Source organism: Psychrobacillus sp. FSL H8-0510 (assembly GCF_038008345.1).
GTDB classification, from domain to species: Bacteria; Bacillota; Bacilli; order Bacillales_A; family Planococcaceae; genus Psychrobacillus; species Psychrobacillus psychrotolerans.
The window spans coordinates 2,617,342-2,636,834 of sequence record NZ_JBBOYZ010000001.1 but is presented as its reverse complement, the minus strand read 5'-3'; the positions used below and the strand labels follow the sequence as shown (position 1 = coordinate 2,636,834).

Here is a 19,493-nt window from a genome sequence, read left to right as displayed (position 1 = left end):
TAGTAACTAATCAGAGCCGTTCGAAAACGATAGAAACAGACTTTCTCAATTCATTATTTGATTAAAAATTTTATGGTGAATCTTTTTCGATTCTATCGGTTTCATATTTTTCGGCATATCATAACCAATCCACACTGCAGCTGTATAAGTATCTGTAAGCCCTGTAATCCAGTAATCATAAAAATCATTGGTTGTTCCTGTTTTAGCCCCAATATAAGAGGACTGCACACTTATGCCCTTGCCGGTCCCATTAGCGACCACGTCTGCTAGTAAATCTCTCATTGTATGCACAGTTGTAGGAGACCAGACTTCGATCTTTTCTTCTTGCCATTCATATAGAGAATCGCCATTCTTGTTCGTTACTTTTTGAATAGCGTGAGCCGGTTTATACATTCCATTGATAAAGCCTGTGTAAGCATCAGCCATCTCCAGGACTGTAACCCCATTCGTTAACCCCCCTAGAGCAGCAGGGTAGGTATGATCTCCCGGAACTAAGTGATTAAATTGAAATTGCTCTAATTTCGCAAATGCCTCTTCAATCCCTACAGTTTGTAATAGACGCACAGCGGGTGTATTGTGACTAAATCGAAATGCTTGTTTTAGCGATACATTGCCGTATATGGCCCCACCATAATTTTGCGGACAATAACTCATAATACATAGTTTCCCCCCACTAATCTCATTGTTTGGAGTTAATGAAGTCATTTCAAAAACGGGACCATATACGAGTAAAGGTTTTAAAGCTGAACCGGGTTGTCGTACTGCTTGATTGGCCCGGTTAAAATCAAACTTTTTATAATCTTTTCCGCCGAACATACTGACTATTTCTCTTGTCTCATTATTAATAACGATAGAAGCTGCTTGTAAATCATTTGTTCTGTCTAAGAGTTTATCGATATATGTTACATCTTCTTTTTGCTTATGAGGATCTAATGCGGTATGCACGATTAGTCCTTGCGAGATTACTTCGTTTACGCGAGTTTGTAATTCGTTTTTTAGAAACACCGCCTGCTGCTCATTGGAGGCAGACTCTATTTTCTGTTGAAACCCCTCGTTACTACTGATCAGGGACTTTAGCTCGTCTAACACATAGGTGCTATAAACTGGATACAATTGTTTTTTTGTCTTAGTCTGAAGAACAATAGGTTCGTTTTTTAAGCTATTTCCATGCTCTGCAGAAATTTTGTTGTTTTTCACTAATACCTCTATCAACAACTCTTGTCGTTTCTTTGTAGCTTCGAAGTTTTCCAAAGGATTATATAGAGACGGGTTGTTAGGTATAGCGGTTATGAATACTTGTTGTGCTTCCGTTAATTCATTTAACGGTTTACCAAAGTAGTAGGTTGCAGCTGCCCCAATTCCATACACTTGGTTACTAAAGTATATTTCGTTTAGATAATTCTCAAGTATCTCATCTTTTTCTGTTTGTTTTTCCATCTCATAGGCATAGACGAGTTCCGTAACTTTTCGTTCATACGTTTTTTCTGTAGATAAGTAACGTAGCCTCACTAATTGCTGAGTAATCGTACTTGCCCCCTGGTCGCTGGAATTTGCGGCAGCATTGGCAAAAACTGCACGGAAAATCGCACTGAAATTAAAGCCAATATGATTATAAAACTCTGCATCCTCACTTTGTATAAGCACCTCTTGTACGAAGAGAGGAATAGATTCTAATGGCAGGGGATCTCGCCACTCAACATAATCTTCTGAGAAAATTTCCTTATCTTTATCCAACAGTACTATAGGAGATGTAATAACGGGTGTATTCAGTGGAATTGCCTCTTTTAAACTTTCTTTAAACTCTGATGCAGTTAAAATTTCGCTATGGATAAACGAGTATAAAATCCAAATGAGAGGAAAGCAAAGAAGAACAATAATATATCCAAATGCTTGTCGCATAAACTTGCACTCCAATTCTAATAATCTAATAACTAAAGCGCAAACACCCATGTCTCCCATGGAAAGAGCTAAGGTATGTCAATTTAAATTTACGACATCGTGGTTCTTCTGCGAGAAGGGCATCGCAAAATAAAAAACATTTTGTAACGACTCGATGGGTAAGGCGCTGGATCTGGACAGATAATATGTCACATATATTCTCTTTTCTAATAAAAAGAATAGCACACTTTCGATATGGAAAGTGTGCTATCTTTAAGTTAATTTTGCATGCATTTCTTCCTCTATTAACACATCCTCAAAATCTATTCGAGGTTTTTTTCTAGCGTAGTATATAATAACGAATGCTATTAAGAACAACGCACCAGTAACAAAAAAGACTGATGAAATACCGATGTAACCACTGATAAATCCTCCAAACATTGGTCCAATTATATTACCTAAAAAACGGAAACTTGTATTATATCCCATTAGTTCACCTTGAACCTCGATAGGGGCTTCTCTTCGTATTAAAGCGGTAGTAATTGGTATTAATCCACCAGATGCAATACCGAACAAGAAACGCAGTATTATCAGTTGCCATAATTCGGTGACGAATGCCTGAGGCACGATAAAAACAAAGGCTATAATTAGAAGAAAGGATAATATCTTTTCATATCCAATAGAATCTCCTAGTTTTCCCCAAGTTCTAGCAAACAGTAGACTTCCTACTCCGGTAGCACTAAAGGTAATACCTGCAAGAAGGGCAACTTCTTTCGAGTTCGTTAATTGAGAAACATATAAAGATAAAAGTGGTTGAATACTAAAAAGTCCAATTTGTATTAAGGAAGTTATCATTAGAACATTTAACACGAGACGGTGGTGAAATATACTGGAGATAACAGTTTTTCTGGAATATTCATGATCTCCTTCTTTTTTCTCTTTGCGAATTTCATGTATTCCAAAAAGAACGATTAAAGCCGCAATAGAGACAGCTGTTGCAGTAATCATAAATGTATATTGAAAACCGAATGTATCTGCTAGTAACCCACCAATAATGGGACCGAATAATGTACCAGAAACACTACCCATCTGTAAAGTACCCATTGTTTTTCCGGCAATTTTCTTTGGAGTTTGAGAGCTTATAAAGGCTAAAGAGGTAGGGATGAATCCAGTGACAATCCCCATAAACAAACGTAGGACAAAGAAGGCTTCTACAGAATTAACAAACCCCATTAACAAAACACTAATTGCAATCCCAAATCCATTAATGATTAAGATTGGTTTATAGCCATATTTATCAGCTATTCTTCCCCAGATAGGTGACATTAAAAATGCAGAAACAAATGTAGCGCCGAATACGAGTCCCGACCATTTTTGTACATACGCTTCCGAGAAATCACCCATTGTATTTATATATAAGGATAAGAACGGCATAATCATTGTCATCGTGGCAGAAACTAGAAAGATTGAAAACCACATGATCGTAAAATTGCGCTTTTGTACGCTCACTGAAATCCCTTCCCTCTATTGTTTTCTTAGCTTGTACTATTACTAGTATAGAACATTTAGTGTGTCGAAGAAAGTTAGATACTTTGTCACTGAATTTTGGTGTATTGTTATGGTAAACTAATTTGGGGTGAATGATTCATGAAAAAACTATTAGTAATTATAGGGATAGCAACAACTATTTGCTTTTTAAGTGCTTGTGGAACAGATGATTCCAAAGCATCGAAAGTAGAGTTAAAAAAAGAAGATTCTACTATTAATTCTGATACCCAACAAGAAGGAGAGATAATCATGTATCCACAACTATCTAAAGAGGTTGCTTCAAATGAAGCATTAGTAACTATGAATACATCAATGGGATCGATTAAGATTAAATTATTCCCGGAACTAGCTCCAAAAACAGTGGAGAATTTCTTAACACATGCAGAAAACGGTTATTATGATGGCTTAATATTCCACCGTGTTATTCAAGATTTCATGATCCAAGGTGGAGATCCAACTGGTACTGGCATGGGGGGAGAAAGTATTTACGGAGCAGAATTTGAAGATGAGTTTTCGATGAATCTCTTCAACCTAAGGGGAGCTCTTTCGATGGCAAATGCAGGACCAAATACAAATGGTAGTCAATTTTTCATCGTTCAAGCTTCTGAACCACCTGCAACAGCTAAGCAAATGATCGATGGTGGATGGCCAAAGGAAATAGCTGAAGCTTACGAAGAAATGGGCGGAACTCCGCATCTTGACCAAAAACACACTGTATTTGGTCAGGTCATTGAAGGTATGGAAATAGTGGACCAAATGGCAGCAGTTAAGAAAGGCGCTCAGGACAAGCCACTAGTCGATATCACAATAGATTCAATCGAAATCACGCAGAAATAATTAGAGGAGTGTCTATATGTTTTCGTTTTTACATCTAGCTTTTTTGTATTTCCCAGAAGATAAATCGGAATATATACCTGTTGTAATCGAATTAGTTGTTTTAGTAGCGCTTTGTGTAATTGTTTTTAGATGGTTATTGAAAAAATCTAGAAAAGACGCTGAGAAAGCAAGAGTTTTAGAAGAAAAAATTATGCAAGCAAAAAAAGATGAACTTCACAAATAGTCTCTAAAATAGTATGACAATTACTATAGGTGCATATACAAAGAGACCCTCCATTTACAGAGGGCTCTGAAAAAGTCCTAAAAGGTATTTTATAGCGAGTAAGGGAACATTTTATGTTCTCTTGCTCGCTATTTTAAATTGGGGAGTCGTTGATTTGCATTCCAGTTGAAGTCGCTACCTTCCACGCAAATTAACTAGTATCATCTGCTTATTAGGAAGAAATTATTCTTCTATCTAAAGAATTTTTCTCTTCCTGTATACTCAGTTGATACGTCCCATGATTTCAAACAAAGAAACTCTTAACTAAGTCCATACATGTGATTTACGATATCGTCGTTCCGAAAGACAATAAGCTTGGTCAATTTTCGCATAGAACTTCACTTCAGGGTGCCACAATAATATGCACTGTGAATTTCAAGCGAAAAGTGAAGATATTAGATGACTAAGGGTAAGAAATAGAAAATGAAATAAGGCACTAGCTGACCAAAACGGACAGAAAGTGCCTTGTTTTTTTATTCATAAAAGTCTTTTAGTACTATGAAATGATTGTGCTTTAAAATACTTCTATTCAAGTGATTTTTTAAAACGTTCGACGCCATCTTGAACGGTGGATAGAGGACAAGCTAGATTCATTCGCAAGAATCCCTCTCCCGCTTTTCCATACTTGGATCCTGGTTCTAGAGCAAGCTTACCAACAGTTAATAGACGATCCATCATTTCTTTTTCAGAAAGGCCTGTCCCACGGTAATCAATCCAAACCAAATAGGTGCCTTCAGGCTTAGAAACTTTAATGCCCTCTAATTTGGAAAGATGTTCTATCACGTAATCCATGTTTACAGTTAATACCTCTAATAGTTCTTCCAACCATGGACCACCTTGTTCGTATGCAGTTTGAAGGGCAGTAAGTGAAAATATATTTAAGCCCATATATCCACGACTCATTGCAAGGTTCTCTAATACTTTACGTTTTTGTTCATCAGGAACCACCATAGCAGCTGCTTGAATACCTGCAAGATTAAACGTTTTAGTTGGAGCAAAAAAAGTAATAATATTATTTGGATCTTCCGCTACATTAAGTAATGGAGTGTGCTTATTTGGTTCAAAAATGAGATCCGAATGAATTTCATCAGATAATACTAATACATTATATTGCTGACAAAGTGCAGCCATTTTCGTTAGATCGCCTTTGCTCCAAACTTTTCCACCCGGATTATGTGGATTACATAATATAAAAGCTTTTACATCATTCTTTAAACAGTTTTCAAATGAATGCCAGTCCATCTCATAGGAATTATCCATTTCTATTAACTGACTTGTAACCACTTCTCTCCCTAAATTTGTAGGGATGGTCGTAAATGGTGGATAGACTGGAGTATGAATAAGCACCTTATCGCCAACTTCCGTGAAGGCTTCAATTACTTCCGCTATTCCTGGTATTACTCCTTGGCGAAACATAATCCACTCATTTTGTATAGTTACTTGATGCTTATCTGCAACCCATTTAGTAAGCGATGATTTTGTTTCTTCAGGTGCCATTGAGTAACCAAATACTGGGTGCTCCATACGTGTTTGTAATGCCTCAATGATAACAGAAGGGATGGCGAAATCCATATCCGCAACCCACATAGGGAGTACTTCCGAAGCGTTATTGATAGAATATACTTCCTCTAACATATCCCATTTTGCAGAATATGTGTTCCGACGATTAAAAACAGTAGAAAAAATGGACAAAGTGATTTCCCCTTTCAATTTATATTTATTATGTTATTATAACCCTATCTAATAAAACTAGTAAGGTGAAACTAAATGGACACAATTGAAATGAATAGAAGAGCGGTATGGACATTACAAAAATGGGATCCTTTCCACATTGGAGAGAATGCATATGAAACAGAAACGGCAGATGTTGTCGCCTATTTACAAAATATTGACCATCCATCTGATTTAGCGAAACGAATTCAAGAAATTTATGAACATTCTTTTGAAGAATGGATTCCATTAGAAAAATGCGTAGAGATATCTTATAAGCTAATCGCTTTAAAGTATGAAATGAAATGTATTATTTAAAAACAAAAAGCTTTCGGTTTTATTAAACCGAAAGCTTTTTTTATTGATTAAGCTTCTTTAATACCGTCTAATAAGTTAGAAGCTGGAACTTCAAGTGCATTGGACAATCTTAGAATTGTTTGAACTGATGGTTGTTCAACGCCTGATTCGTAGGCTTCTAGCTTACCAGTACCAATTCTTGTTTTTAATGCAAGAGTTTCTAGCGTAATATTACGCTCTTCTCTAAGTTGACGTAATTGCTCATGTAAACCTTTTTTCATGTTAAACCCACCCCTATCTTAATGATTATATTATAACATAATTCCTCTTAAAACTTTTGATATTAATGTCAGAAAAAGTACAATTTTTACATTAATAATTTCATAGCACCTTGGATGAATACCACAAGTATAGCGATTGGAGCTGCAAAACGCACAATAATATGCCAAGAATTCAGTAGAAAATCATTCAATCTAAGTTCTTGGATTAGTGTGGACTTAGAAAAATGGAAACCAGCAAATAATGATATAAACAATGCTCCCAGCGGTAATCCGATACTACTCGTTAAGAAGTCGGCGAAGTCGAAAATCGACATACCTAAGATGCGAACATCTGCTAATATACCAAAAGATAAGGCACTTGGAATACCTAATAAGAAAATGAGGAAGCCATAACTCCAAGCAGCCCGTTTCCTTCTATCATATTTAGACTTAATGCCAATTGATACAACTATTTCTAACATGCTGATGGAAGAAGTAAGTGTTGCAAACAATAGGAGAACAAAGAATAAAATTAGGAAAAATTGACCGAAAATAATTTGATCAAATACTGCTGGAATAATGATGAACGCTAACCCTGGTCCTGCGTCCGGTGAGAAGCCTAATGCAAAGACTGCTGGGAAAATAACAAGACCTGCCATAATGGATATACCGATGTTCAAAAGAGAGACGCTAAGTGCAGATGAGCTAATATTAGTCTCCTTCGGTAAATAAGATGCATAAGTAATCATTCCAGAAATACCAACACTTAAAGAGAAGAACGCTTGGCCTAATGCAAGTAATGCAGTCTCCCATGTAAAGTAGGACCAATCCGGTACAAATAAAAACCTAATCCCTTCGATAGCACCGTCTAGTGTGAGGGATCGAATAGCTAGTACTACAAAGAAAATTAGCAAGATGGGCATCATCCATTTACTAGCTTTCTCAATTCCTCCTTTAATACCCCCAGATACAATCCAAATTGTTAACAGGATAAAAGTTGCCTGAGCAATTAATACCTCCCATGGATTTGAAATCACGGTATCGAACAGATCATTAAAGAATGATTCACTACTACCATTTAAGCTAAATGTAATGGCGCGGAACAAATAAGATATAATCCACCCACCAACAACACTATAGAATGATAATATGATAAATGAAAAGGCAAAACCTGCCCACCCGATTAGAAACCAAGGTTTGCCCGGAGCAAGTTTTTTGAAGCCTGTGACAGCATCTGCTTGACCTTTTCTCCCAATTACAAATTCAGCAAGCAAGATAGGAAGACCTATTAGTAAAGTACATAAGATAAACAAGATAACAAACACACTACCCCCGTTTGTCCCTGCCATATAAGGAAATTTCCAAATAGCACCTAGTCCAATTGCACTTCCGGCTGCCGCTAATATAAATCCTATTTTAGATCCAAAATGATCCCGATTTGTCACGAAAATTCCTCCTTTAATAGGACTGTTTTATTGTACATGAGGATTTATAGAAAATGTTAATTTATTTTACGAAACAAACTGCAATAATCTTTCGTATCATCATTAGAGCACTAGAGAGAGAGGGAGGAATATGTTAGAGGTCGAGTTAATAGAAAGAGCGCAAAAAGGGGACAAAACCGCATATACAGAACTCATACATATACATCATAGAACCGTTGAAAAATTTGCATTTCAGTGTGGTGTTCAAGTTCATGACATTCCAGATGTTACTCAAGAGGTATTTGTGAAGCTATATAGGTTCTTACATCAATTTCAGCGTGATCGGTTTACGACGTGGTTATATAAAATCACCTTAAATACTGCAAGGGATTACTACAGAAAAGAAACAAAAGAAAAGGAAAAGGAACAGAAATTGCACGTAGAAGTCGGATTAAATTATACAACGAAATCAGCGGAGGAACGAGTTTTAGTGTTTGAGGAAGACCGGCATCTCCATAATGCTATCCAAGCACTGGATGAAAAATATCGTCATCCTATTATTATGTTTTACTTTCATGAATTATCATATGAACAAATTGCAGAAGTATTAAATGTACCCTTATCTACGATAAAAATACGGTTAATGCGAGCAAAAGCATTATTAAAATCTGCTATACAAGTGAATGGAGGAGTCAAGCATGGACGATAAACAATTAGAAGAACGCTTAAATCTTTTAAAATCATCCTATGATCGATTGCCTTCATCTATTGATCCCGGTGAAATTTTTAAAAAAATAGAAAATGAGAATAATGTTCCTCCGATAGAAAAGAAAATTAGAGGATCAAAGCGGCAACGAATTACCGTATGGGCAGTGAGCGTAGCAAGTGTGTTAGTGATTGGACTTTTAGGAACAACATATCTAACCGACTCAGATAATACAACAACTAGTGATGAAAACTACAGCGATGAAGATATAGAAAAATTTAAAAGCCGTTATAAAGACGAACGATTAAAACGTCAAAAAATTCTTCAGATGAATGATGCGGAATTTACTACATTAGATTTTGTTCAGTACGCTGATAATATTTTTTCCTCCCAAATTGCCCCAGGGACTCTAGAGGGGAAAAATGATGATATTTCTATTCAAGAGGCATATGATTTGGCTATTGAAGGATTAAATCTTCCTTCTGAAATGATAGAAGTTGCTAAACAAAGAGGTAAAATAAATAGTAAAGAAAGCTCCTATTTTGTAGATGATTTTGTTACTAAAACGGAGAATTTAATTTTCTACTATGAGCAAATTCTACGAGATAATGAAGATGCTCTTAAAGTTGCCAAACATGAGGGAAGACTAAGTGAGCATGTACTCATTGCCAATCGATATAATCTCTCAAAAGAAATACAAAGCATGATCGAAGTCTTGCCTAAAGAAGGGTTGAAATTAGGTGTAAATTTGGAAGGAACGGAATTTCGAATTATACCTGATTGGGCCTTATTCACAAGAGACCTTTTCTCCATTTTAGATGAAAATGAGGCGCGCTATTTAGGAATGTATGAGTTAATTCCAGGTCACGGGATAGCCACTTTGTTAGAGGAACAAGAACTATCTCAATTAGGATATTATTTAGCCAGCATAGAATTTACATTACTAAATTCAAGCGAAGGTTCGGCAATACATTCTCGCTGGGAAAATTATTACTTTGAGTTAGCAGAAAAAATTATTTTTCCATCAGACATTGGTGAAATATTAAATGATGACAATAAAATAAATATTGAAACCCAGATGGCATGGGAGTCACTAGTAAATATTCCGGGTGTGTCACCATTAGCTACAATGATGAAGCCTATCGTTGGTTCAATGAAATCAAGTGATTGGACATACAATGAGACCTATAAACTATTGGACATAGAGCAGCTAAGAGATTATTATCTCTTAGCCTTGGATAACAAACTAGAAACGAACAAATTAGACTGGATTTCTATACTGCCTGATGGAGTGGAGAATAGTTTAGAGACTCCTTATACAATGTATGGAATTCATGAATTGTATAAAAAGTTCAATGAGAACTTTAATCCACTAGTATTACATGGAACTGGACCTATGGATATCACGCTCTTGTATCATTATGCTGATGGGCAAGATAACCATGAAATGATGTGGGAATTGATGACTAGTGATTTTAAAAATGAATATAAAAAAGAAGCATTTTTAGAGAACCCAACTTTTCAAAATATCATTGGAGATAGTGCAAAAAATCTATACTTTAACAAAGAGTATTTAATCCCGGACAATAATAATTTGAAAACCTATATTGGACAGGAAAAAGGAAGTCAAGTCAGCTACGATATACTTCTCCGTCTGGAAAATGATGATATATGGAGAATTCAAGGAGAAGAGGATTACTTAATAAGTAAAGTAGAACCAGTGGATGATAAACTACTTCAGCGCGTTCATGATTTATATAAATCCTTTGTAAGAACTTATGATCAAACAGTTTTAAAAGGGGCCACTCCTGTAGAAATTGTAGGCTTGTACTATTATTCAGCTCAGCTAAAGGATTTCGAAACACAGTATGAGTTATATATTAAGGATGATCGGCACCTTCAAATACCCAAAGATGAATACATGAACGCAGAACATCAACATATAGAAGATATTAGACTGGAATTTAAACAAATGGAATTTGAAAAAAAATTGAATGGGGAGGGAGTTGTTACATTAACGAAATACCCTGATGAACAGGAGAACGTTATTGGCTTTCAACTAATACAAACAGACAATGGATGGAGACCACCTTTTATGCCGACACAGTGATTTTTGCCGTCATACTTCCTACTATGTTATAATTTAACATGACTATATCGTATATAAGAAAGTAGGAACGGATTATGACTCAAAATTATAAGGTAGGAGATGTTGTCACGGGTAAAGTTACAGGGATTCAACCATACGGAGCTTTTGTAAGCTTAGATGAGCAAACACAGGGTCTAGTGCATATTTCAGAAATAACATACGGGTATGTAAAAGAAGTGGAAGAATTTTTAACTGTAGGGCAAGGCGTAGAGGTGAAAATTCTAGAGATTGACGATGAGGCTGGTAAAATAAGCTTGTCCATGAGAGAACTCCAGGAAAAACCGACACTACCAAAACGTGACGATAGACCTCGGAAATCACTTCAAGATCGTATAGATGAACATGATGAAGAAGGGTTTAATTCGTTAAAGGAAAAATTAGGGGACTGGATCAAAAAATCAGCACTGTAAAAAGGGTTAGGTCTCGCAGAGATTATCCTTATGTATAAAAAAAGCAAGAATGTTGTTCAACAATATGAACTCATTCTTGTTTTTTTTTATATTTTGTATAAGCGGAATCTCTTATCGCTTCATCTTCCGTATTCGATATTGTAAATTTTGACGGCTCATGCCTAATGCTTCCGCAGCTTTAGTTATATTGCCATCAAATTTATCTAAAGCTTTTTGTAAGTAATACATTTCTGCGGATCTTAAATATTCATCTAAAGGAACCAATTCTTTATCCGAAGTTATCACAAAATCCTCTGCTTTTCCTGAAGTCACATTAAAATCCTGGACCTTTAACTTAAAGTGTAGAGGTAACATATCAAATTTTAACACTTGTTCTGTAGTTACCATTGAACTTATTTCATCTAGGAGCAGTTCCAATTCCTTCAAATTACCCGGCCATTCATACTTTAAAAAAGCTTGAACAACTTCTTCTTCAATATCCTTTATAGTGGAACCATAACGGTTTAAATAGCGATTAAAATAATCATACATAAAAGGAAGGATATCTTCTGTACGTTTACGCAAAGGTGGAATACTGATTGTTACCTGGGCAAAATAATAATATAGTTCCTTGCTTAACTTATTCGAAGAAATAAGATCTACTGGGTCCTCGCCAATACTTGCAATATAAAGGTTTTGTCCTGCTTCATTTGCAGATAGAATTTGCAAAAGTTCATTTTGTAATTCGAGGGATAATAAATCAATTCTTTCACAAAATATTGTACAGTGTGACATATCAGAAAGCTCTTTTTGAAATTTTTTTATTAAAAAACTATCTGAACTATGACAGTATAGAGAGATAAACTGTTTGTTTACTGGGGAGAGTTGGTTGTGAATTCCTTCAGCGATCAATTCCTTGCCCGTTCCAGCTTCTCCAACTAAAAGGACAGGCATTCGTACATGTGCCGCCTTAATAGAACGTTCTAATATATCTTGCATTTCTGATGAAACTGCTGTAATGCTAGAAAGGGTAATCGATTCATTGTACCTCTTTAAAGGCTGATAAATTAGTCTCTCTAGAGCGGTAATATCGCGAGAAAACTCCACTGCTCCTATAAGTTTTTCCTCAAGACATATAGGGTATGTATCATTAATAGTGGTTATTTCTTGGCCATTACGATTCCAGTATGTCTGTTTAGCTCGTAATACTGGTTCGCCACTATGCAAAACTTTTAACAATGTACTTTCTTGTTGTTCAAATTGGAAAAGTTCGAAGATGGAACGGTCTACAACATCAGTTAAATTTAGCCCTTCAATCTCTTTCATTTTTTCATTGTAAATAATGGTTTTGCCTGTTAAGTCAATGGCATGAATACCAACTGCTACCTGTTCGGTAGCAAATTTATAAAACGGTAGAAAATCTTTTATTTGTTCGTCCAAAAGGCTCACCTCAAAAAAATATTTCACATTTTAGAATTTTTTACTTGAATTACGCAACAATCTTTTGCATTATTATATATGTAAACTAATTAGAACTGCAAATTTTTTTTGCACCCAAATCGAAGGAGGATATTAAATTGATACCTTACAAACACGAACCATTCACGGATTTTTCAAAAGAAGAAAATAAAAAAGCGATGCAAGAAGGATACAAAGTAGTTGATGCATACCTAGGAAATGATTTCCCATTAATCGTTGGTGGAGAACGTATTACTACAGAAGCAAAAATTAAATCTTATAATCCAGCAAAAAAAGAAGAATTAGTTGGTGCTGTTTCTAAAGCTACACAAGAAATTGCTTCTAAGGCTATGGATATTGCTGATGAAACATTCCAAACTTGGAAAAAAGTTAAGCCTGAAATACGTGCAGACGTTCTTTTCAAAGCAGCAGCTATCATTCGTCGTCGTAAATTTGAGTTCTCTGCTCTATTATCAAGAGAAGCGGGTAAAACTTGGGTTGAAGCTGATGTAGAAGTTGCCGAAGGAATTGACTTCTTAGAATACTACGGACGTGAAATGTTACGTTTAAAAAATGGTGCACCAGTTGAAAGTCGTCCAGGTGAATATAACCAATATAACTATATTCCACTAGGTGTTGCGGTTGTAATCTCACCTTGGAACTTCCCATTTGCAATCATGGCTGGTACTACTGTTGCGGCAATGGTAGCAGGTAATACTGTACTATTAAAACCAGCTTCCACAACTCCAGTCGTTTCTTATAAATTTGTAGAAGTATTAGAAGAAGCGGGTATGCTTCCTGGAGTAGTAAACTTCATCCCAGGTTCTGGTGCTGAAATTGGTGATTTCATGGTAGAACATCCACGTACTCGTCTAATCAGCTTCACAGGTTCTCGTGATGTTGGATTAGGAATAGTAGAAAAATCTTCTAAATTAGCTCCAGGGCAAATTTGGATTAAACGTTCTATTCTTGAAATGGGTGGGAAAGACACAATCGTAGTGGATAAAGAGGCTGATTTAGAATTAGCAGCTCAATCTATTGTGAAGTCTGCATTCGGTTTCAGTGGTCAAAAATGTTCTGCATGTTCACGTGCAGTAATCGTAGAAGACGTTTACGACACAGTGTTGAACAGAGTAGAAGAATTAACAAACGCTTTAACGGTTGGTATTCCTGACGGTGATGAGCACTTTGTTGGTCCAGTTATCGATGGTGCTTCATTCAAAAAAATTATGAGTTATATCGAAATTGGTAAAGAAGAAGGTCGTTTGGTTACTGGTGGTACAGGAGATGATTCTAAAGGATTCTTTATCCAACCAACTGTCATTGCTGACCTATCTCCAACTGCACGTATTATGCAAGAAGAGATCTTTGGACCAGTTGTTGGTATTTCTAAAGCAAAAGATTTCGATGAGGCATTAGAAATTGCAAACAATACAGAGTACGGTTTAACAGGTGCTGTAATTACAAATAATCGTTTGAATCAAGAAAAAGCGCGTGAAGAGTTCCATGTAGGGAACCTATACTTCAACCGTGGATGTACAGGTGCTATTGTTGGTTACCAACCATTTGGTGGATTTAACATGTCTGGTACAGATTCAAAAGCTGGTGGACCAGATTATGTCCAACTTCATATGCAAGCGAAAACAACATCTGAAATGCTTTAAAATTTCCAAGGCAGACTTTGTTTGAAGTCTGCCTTCATTTTAAAAAAAAGGGGTAATGAAAGCATGACTATTTCATCGCAAATGATTGAACAAACGAACAAATTTGGTGCAAACAACTATAACCCACTTCCAATAGTAGTATCTGAAGCAGAGGGTGTTTGGGTAAAAGATCCTGAAGGTAACAAATATATGGATATGCTTTCTGCTTATTCGGCAGTAAACCAAGGACATCGTCATCCGAAGATTATTCAAGCGTTAAAAGATCAAGCGGATCGTGTAACTCTAACTTCTCGTGCTTTCCACAATGACCAATTAGGTCCATGGTATGAAAAAGTTAGTGAGTTAACAGGTAAAGACATGGTCTTACCAATGAATACTGGAGCAGAAGCAGTTGAAACAGCATTTAAAGCAGCTCGTAGATGGGCATATGATGTAAAAGGTGTAGCAGCTGACCAAGCAGAGGTAATTGCTTGTAATGGAAACTTCCACGGTCGTACTATGGGAGCGGTTTCACTTTCATCTGATCCTGAATACAAAAGAGGATTTGGCCCAATGCTTCCAGGTATTAAGTTAATACCTTATGGTGATTTAGAAGCGTTGAAAGCTGCAATTACTCCTAACACGGCAGCATTTATAATTGAACCAATTCAAGGGGAAGCTGGAATTATCATTCCACCTGCTGGATTCATGAAGGCGGCGCTTGAATTATGTCGCGAGAATAATGTTTTATTTATCGCGGATGAAATCCAAGCTGGTCTTTGCCGTACTGGTAAAATGTTCGCATCTGAATGGGAAGATATAGATCCAGATATGTATATACTAGGAAAAGCATTAGGCGGTGGAGTTTTCCCAATCTCATGTATCGTTGCAAACAAAGAAATTCTAAGTGTATTTAATCCGGGATCTCATGGGTCTACATTTGGTGGTAACCCTATGGCATGTGCGGTTTCAATCGCAGCGTTAGACGTGTTGATAGATGAAAAATTAGCGGCTCGCTCCCTAGAACTAGGAAATTACTTTATGGATGCATTGAAAGAAATTAAACATTCTTCTATTAAAGAAGTACGCGGTCGTGGATTGTTTATTGGAATGGAATTAACAGAAGACGCACGTCCATTCTGTGAAGAGCTTAAAGAATTAGGCTTATTATGTAAGGAAACACATGATACAGTAATTCGTTTTGCTCCACCTCTAATCATTTCAAAAGAAGAGTTAGATTGGGCAATTGAAAGAATCCAGAAAGTATTCAATAAATAATAATTTTTAGACAAATATCAACAATTCTATGTTACAATGGTTCCGAAGAAATTATTAAATATTAAAGAGGCGAAAATATAAAATGGCTGAAAATTTAAACCTGTTTACATCAACTCAGGCTGTAATTAAAGAGGCTCTGAACAAACTTGGTTATGACGAAGCAATGTATGACCTTTTGAAAGAACCACTAAGGATGCTAGAAGTTCGAATTCCAGTACGCATGGATGACAATACAGTAAAGGTATTCACTGGATACCGTTCACAGCATAATGATGCTGTTGGACCTACAAAAGGTGGAGTACGTTTTCATCCAGGTGTAACACCAGATGAAATGAAAGCTTTATCTATGTGGATGACATTAAAAGCTGGTATTGTGGACCTTCCTTATGGTGGAGGTAAAGGTGGAGTTATTTGTGATCCGCGCGAAATGTCAATGGGAGAAATTGAACGTCTAAGCCGTGGATATGTACGTGCGGTAGGACAAATCGTTGGACCGACAAAAGACATTCCTGCTCCAGACGTATTTACAAATGCTCAAATCATGGCATGGATGATGGATGAATATAGTCGTATGGACCAATTCAATTCACCAGGCTTCATCACTGGTAAACCACTTGTACTTGGTGGTTCACAAGGACGCGACCGTGCGACTGCTCAAGGTGTTACTATTATTATCAATGAAGCTGCAAAAAAACGTGATATTGATATGCAAGGAGCGCGCGTTGTTATCCAAGGTTTTGGTAATGCAGGAAGCTTCTTAGCTAAGTTTTTGAGTGATCAAGGTGCAAAAGTTATTGCTATTTCCGATGCTTACGGAGCTTTACATGATCCTAATGGTTTAGATATTGACTATCTATTGGATCGTCGTGATAGCTTTGGTACTGTAACAACTCTATTTGAAAATACGATTTCTAACCAAGAGTTATTAGAATTAGATTGTGATATTTTAGTTCCAGCTGCTATTGAGAACCAAATTACTGCTGAAAACGCTCATAATATTAAAGCGAAGATCGTAGTAGAGGCTGCCAATGGACCAACTACAACAGAAGGTACAAAAATTCTTTATGACAGAGGAATTCTATTAGTTCCTGATGTTTTAGCAAGTGCTGGTGGTGTAACAGTTTCTTACTTTGAATGGGTTCAAAATAACCAAGGTTATTACTGGACTGAAGAAGAAGTAGATGAGAAACTAGTGAAGAAAATGGTAGATGCATTCGCAAATATCTATGAAGTGGCATCCACTCGTAATATCGATATGCGTTTAGCTGCTTACATGGTAGGTGTACGTAAAACTGCGGAAGCGTCACGTTTCCGTGGATGGGTATAATATAATTGAAGTACTAGTAAGGTGAACCGCTTGTTTTTTACAAGCGGTTTTTTTATTATTAAGAAAGTATGGAAAGAGGAGGATGTCAAATGAATGCTTTTTCATTTTATAACCCTGTAAAATTGATATTTGGTAAAGATCAACTATCAAAGTTAAAAGGGGAATTATCATTATACGGAAAGAAAGTCCTTGTTGTTTACGGCGGGGGTAGTATCAAGAAAAATGGTTTATATGATAGCGTTATGATTGAATTAAAAGAAACAGGAATGGAAGTTTTTGAACTTGCAGGGGTGGAACCAAACCCTAGACTATCCACAGCTAGAAAGGGAGCAGAGATCTGTAAAAAAGAAGGCATTGATGTTTTGCTAGCAGTTGGTGGAGGTTCCGTAATTGATTGTACGAAACTTATCGCAGTTGCAGCTAAATACGACGGAGATGCTTGGGACTTTGTTTCACGTAAAGCGGTTCCACAAGAAGCTTTACCTTTTGGAACTATTTTAACTCTTGCAGCAACCGGGTCAGAGATGAATTCTGGATCTGTTATTACTAATGAAGAAACTCTAGAGAAGTATGGATGGGGAAGTCCTTTAGTTTATCCTAAATTCTCTATTTTGGATCCAGTAAACACGTTCACTGTTCCTCTTGATCAAACGGTTTATGGAATAGTGGATATGATGTCTCATATGTTCGAACAATATTATAATAATGCGACAAATACACCAGTTCAAGATGAAATGATAGAAGGTACTCTTCGTACAGTAATAGAAGTAGGACCAAAACTCATAGAAGACCTTACAAACTATGAGCACCGTGAAACTATTCTATTTGCAGGTACATTAGGGTTAAATGGCTTCCTACAAATGGGGTACAACGGGGACTGGGCAAGTCATAATTTAGAACATGCGATTTCAGCAGTTTATGACATTCCACACGGTGGAGGACTAGCTATCGTTTTCCCTAGATGGATGCGTCATAATGTAAAAGTAAATCCTCAGCGTTTTGCTAAGCTTGCAATTAATGTCTTTAACGTGAATTCTGAAGGTAAATCAGTAGAAGAAGTAGCGTATGAAGGAATTGATCGCTTAGAAGCGTTTTGGAAGTCATTGAATGCACCTTCTACATTAGGTGATTACAATATAGATGAAAGCAAGATCGATTTGATGGTAGAAAAAGCAATGGTTTATGGAGAATATGGTAATTTCCATAAGTTAAATGCAGAAGATACAAAAACAATTTTAACAGCTTGTCTATAATAGTAAGAAATAAGAAAACCACATGGCAGAATTCGTCATGTGGTTTTCTTATTAATATTGTTTTCGATAACACTAATCACGTGTTTTTAAAACGGTACGTTGATCTCGATGTTCAGTCCACGTTCTGATTCCGTCATCTTCATCAAAGGAGATTGTAATATCTGTTACTCCTTGTTGATTTAAAATAAGTTCTTTAATTTTATCCTGAATATCGTCCACCTCGGCGAAAGAATATTGAGGATCTATCTCAATAATTATTTCCACATGGAGATATTCACCTTCTTTTATAACTTCAAGCTTTTGAATATCCTTTACATGCGGATTCTCAGAAACAATATGAGCAATATGAGTGAGCATTTGTTCATCTGTTTCCCCTAGTGCGCCTCGAGCGTTATCTAAGAATACTTTCCCTACTACATAGAACATCATAATACCGATCATAATAGAAGCTATACCTTCCGCTTGTAAAAAACCAGTAAAGTGGGAAATTAAAACTGCCACAAACGCTAATATTCCTCCTGCTGTTGCTACTAAGTCCTCCATAAAAACAAGCTTTGTTGCAGGTTTAGCTCTCTTTAAGTGAGTAAAGCTTGTTGTTAATGGAGAAAAGGCGGTTCCTTTAATCCCGACTTCATGCAAAATCTCTTTTCCAGCTTTATATAAGACGGCAAATTCCAAAATTATGGCAATAGCAAGTACGCTTAGGGTAATGGCAACACCTGTAGATTCAGTCGGGTGTTGAATATGGTGCCAACCTTCTATAATTGTTTCATAAGATAAAATTCCGACAATAATTACAGCGCCTAAGCAAACGAGGTTTACTAAGCGTCCAAAACCATTTGGAAATCTTGGCGTAGGGGCTTTCTTAGATAAGGATGACCCAATATAAACAAAGAATTGGTTTGCTGCATCGCCAATGGAGTGCATCATCTCTGCAAACATAGCTACATTTCCTGTAAAGAAAAACGCACCACCTTTTAAAATTGCAATAATAGTATTTACAACTGCTGCTAATAATGAAGGCTTATTACCACCTTTTAACAATCTAAATAATTCTCCCATATGATTACTCCT

Annotated in this window: 17 protein-coding genes; 10 read left to right on the top strand and 7 right to left on the bottom strand. The window is 36.4% G+C overall.

Annotated features, from left to right (window positions below; translation table 11 throughout):
- Window positions 1-45 precede the first annotated feature (45 nt).
- Both MHI40_RS13370 and MHI40_RS13365 read right to left on the bottom strand, forming a co-directional pair.
- Window positions 46-1,899, bottom strand: coding sequence for a transglycosylase domain-containing protein (locus tag MHI40_RS13370; RefSeq protein WP_340763035.1), 1,854 nt, complete (start codon window positions 1,897-1,899; stop codon window positions 46-48).
- A gap of 252 nt (window positions 1,900-2,151) precedes the next feature.
- Window positions 2,152-3,387 carry an MFS transporter gene (locus MHI40_RS13365; protein WP_093537800.1) on the bottom strand — a complete coding sequence of 412 codons (1,236 nt, stop codon included), beginning with the start codon at window positions 3,385-3,387 and terminating at the stop codon, window positions 2,152-2,154.
- 138 nt (window positions 3,388-3,525) lie between these two features.
- Between MHI40_RS13365 and MHI40_RS13360 the strand changes: the two genes are divergently transcribed.
- Window positions 3,526-4,263 (top strand): peptidylprolyl isomerase, encoded by a 738-nt coding sequence (locus MHI40_RS13360; protein WP_422193102.1) that lies wholly within the window; start codon window positions 3,526-3,528, stop codon window positions 4,261-4,263.
- 16 nt (window positions 4,264-4,279) lie between these two features.
- Window positions 4,280-4,486, top strand: a complete 207-nt coding sequence (locus tag MHI40_RS13355; protein WP_093537801.1) for a hypothetical protein — start codon at window positions 4,280-4,282, stop codon at window positions 4,484-4,486.
- A 564-nt stretch (window positions 4,487-5,050) separates the two neighbouring features.
- Here MHI40_RS13355 and MHI40_RS13350 read toward each other — a convergent pair.
- The gene (locus MHI40_RS13350; RefSeq protein WP_340763034.1) at window positions 5,051-6,217 is read right to left on the bottom strand and encodes a MalY/PatB family protein; all 1,167 of its coding nucleotides are present in this window, start codon (window positions 6,215-6,217) and stop codon (window positions 5,051-5,053) included.
- A gap of 75 nt (window positions 6,218-6,292) precedes the next feature.
- Here MHI40_RS13350 and MHI40_RS13345 point away from each other — a divergent pair, with 75 nt between their 5' ends.
- Complete coding sequence (locus MHI40_RS13345) at window positions 6,293-6,553, top strand: DUF1871 family protein (RefSeq protein WP_093537803.1); 261 nt, start codon at window positions 6,293-6,295, stop codon at window positions 6,551-6,553.
- Window positions 6,554-6,600: 47 nt separating this feature from the next.
- Here MHI40_RS13345 and MHI40_RS13340 read toward each other — a convergent pair whose 3' ends face one another.
- Window positions 6,601-6,813, bottom strand: coding sequence for a helix-turn-helix domain-containing protein (locus MHI40_RS13340; protein ID WP_093537804.1), 213 nt, complete (start codon window positions 6,811-6,813; stop codon window positions 6,601-6,603).
- Window positions 6,814-6,899: 86 nt separating this feature from the next.
- On the bottom strand, window positions 6,900-8,237 hold the full coding sequence (locus MHI40_RS13335) for a sodium-dependent transporter (protein ID WP_340763032.1): 1,338 nt from the start codon (window positions 8,235-8,237) through the stop codon (window positions 6,900-6,902).
- A gap of 130 nt (window positions 8,238-8,367) precedes the next feature.
- Here MHI40_RS13335 and MHI40_RS13330 point away from each other — a divergent pair, with 130 nt between their 5' ends.
- From MHI40_RS13330 to yugI, 3 genes are all read left to right on the top strand, one after another.
- Complete coding sequence (locus tag MHI40_RS13330; protein WP_093537806.1) at window positions 8,368-8,925, top strand: RNA polymerase sigma factor; 558 nt, start codon at window positions 8,368-8,370, stop codon at window positions 8,923-8,925.
- On the top strand, window positions 8,915-11,032 hold the full coding sequence (locus tag MHI40_RS13325) for a hypothetical protein (RefSeq protein WP_340763031.1): 2,118 nt from the start codon (window positions 8,915-8,917) through the stop codon (window positions 11,030-11,032). Before MHI40_RS13330 ends, MHI40_RS13325 begins: the two co-directional genes overlap by 11 nt.
- A 74-nt stretch (window positions 11,033-11,106) precedes the next feature.
- On the top strand, window positions 11,107-11,481 hold the full coding sequence (yugI, locus tag MHI40_RS13320; protein WP_340763029.1) for a S1 domain-containing post-transcriptional regulator GSP13: 375 nt from the start codon (window positions 11,107-11,109) through the stop codon (window positions 11,479-11,481).
- 111 nt (window positions 11,482-11,592) lie between these two features.
- Here the strand turns inward: yugI and MHI40_RS13315 are convergent, their stop codons facing one another.
- Entirely contained in the window at window positions 11,593-12,909 is a 1,317-nt protein-coding gene (locus MHI40_RS13315; RefSeq protein WP_322788093.1) for a sigma 54-interacting transcriptional regulator, read from the bottom strand.
- A 128-nt stretch (window positions 12,910-13,037) separates the two neighbouring features.
- Here MHI40_RS13315 and pruA point away from each other — a divergent pair, with 128 nt between their 5' ends.
- From pruA to MHI40_RS13295, 4 genes are all read left to right on the top strand, one after another.
- On the top strand, window positions 13,038-14,582 hold the full coding sequence (gene pruA / locus MHI40_RS13310; protein ID WP_093537810.1) for an L-glutamate gamma-semialdehyde dehydrogenase: 1,545 nt from the start codon (window positions 13,038-13,040) through the stop codon (window positions 14,580-14,582).
- 63 nt (window positions 14,583-14,645) lie between these two features.
- Entirely contained in the window at window positions 14,646-15,839 is a 1,194-nt protein-coding gene (locus MHI40_RS13305; RefSeq protein WP_093537811.1) for an ornithine--oxo-acid transaminase, read from the top strand.
- 82 nt (window positions 15,840-15,921) lie between these two features.
- Window positions 15,922-17,166, top strand: a complete 1,245-nt coding sequence (locus tag MHI40_RS13300) for a Glu/Leu/Phe/Val family dehydrogenase (RefSeq protein WP_093537812.1) — start codon at window positions 15,922-15,924, stop codon at window positions 17,164-17,166.
- A gap of 89 nt (window positions 17,167-17,255) precedes the next feature.
- On the top strand, window positions 17,256-18,419 hold the full coding sequence (locus MHI40_RS13295) for an iron-containing alcohol dehydrogenase (protein ID WP_340763027.1): 1,164 nt from the start codon (window positions 17,256-17,258) through the stop codon (window positions 18,417-18,419).
- 72 nt (window positions 18,420-18,491) lie between these two features.
- Here MHI40_RS13295 and MHI40_RS13290 read toward each other — a convergent pair whose 3' ends face one another.
- Window positions 18,492-19,481, bottom strand: a complete 990-nt coding sequence (locus tag MHI40_RS13290; protein WP_093537814.1) for a cation diffusion facilitator family transporter — start codon at window positions 19,479-19,481, stop codon at window positions 18,492-18,494.
- Window positions 19,482-19,493: the final 12 nt, after the last annotated feature.

Excerpts from the sequence above, each read along its gene's own strand:
- MHI40_RS13370 (WP_340763035.1), bottom strand. The coding sequence starts at position 1,899 with ATGCGACAAGCATTTGGATATATTATTGTTCTTCTTTGCTTTCCTCTC.
- MHI40_RS13360 (WP_422193102.1), top strand. The coding sequence starts at position 3,526 with ATGAAAAAACTATTAGTAATTATAGGGATAGCAACAACTATTTGCTTT.
- MHI40_RS13355 (WP_093537801.1), top strand. The coding sequence starts at position 4,280 with ATGTTTTCGTTTTTACATCTAGCTTTTTTGTATTTCCCAGAAGATAAA.
- MHI40_RS13345 (WP_093537803.1), top strand. The coding sequence starts at position 6,293 with ATGGACACAATTGAAATGAATAGAAGAGCGGTATGGACATTACAAAAA.
- MHI40_RS13340 (WP_093537804.1), bottom strand. The coding sequence starts at position 6,813 with ATGAAAAAAGGTTTACATGAGCAATTACGTCAACTTAGAGAAGAGCGT.
- MHI40_RS13330 (WP_093537806.1), top strand. The coding sequence starts at position 8,368 with ATGTTAGAGGTCGAGTTAATAGAAAGAGCGCAAAAAGGGGACAAAACC.
- MHI40_RS13325 (WP_340763031.1), top strand. The coding sequence starts at position 8,915 with ATGGACGATAAACAATTAGAAGAACGCTTAAATCTTTTAAAATCATCC.
- yugI (WP_340763029.1), top strand. The coding sequence starts at position 11,107 with ATGACTCAAAATTATAAGGTAGGAGATGTTGTCACGGGTAAAGTTACA.
- MHI40_RS13305 (WP_093537811.1), top strand. The coding sequence starts at position 14,646 with ATGACTATTTCATCGCAAATGATTGAACAAACGAACAAATTTGGTGCA.
- MHI40_RS13300 (WP_093537812.1), top strand. The coding sequence starts at position 15,922 with ATGGCTGAAAATTTAAACCTGTTTACATCAACTCAGGCTGTAATTAAA.
- MHI40_RS13295 (WP_340763027.1), top strand. The coding sequence starts at position 17,256 with ATGAATGCTTTTTCATTTTATAACCCTGTAAAATTGATATTTGGTAAA.
- MHI40_RS13290 (WP_093537814.1), bottom strand. The coding sequence starts at position 19,481 with ATGGGAGAATTATTTAGATTGTTAAAAGGTGGTAATAAGCCTTCATTA.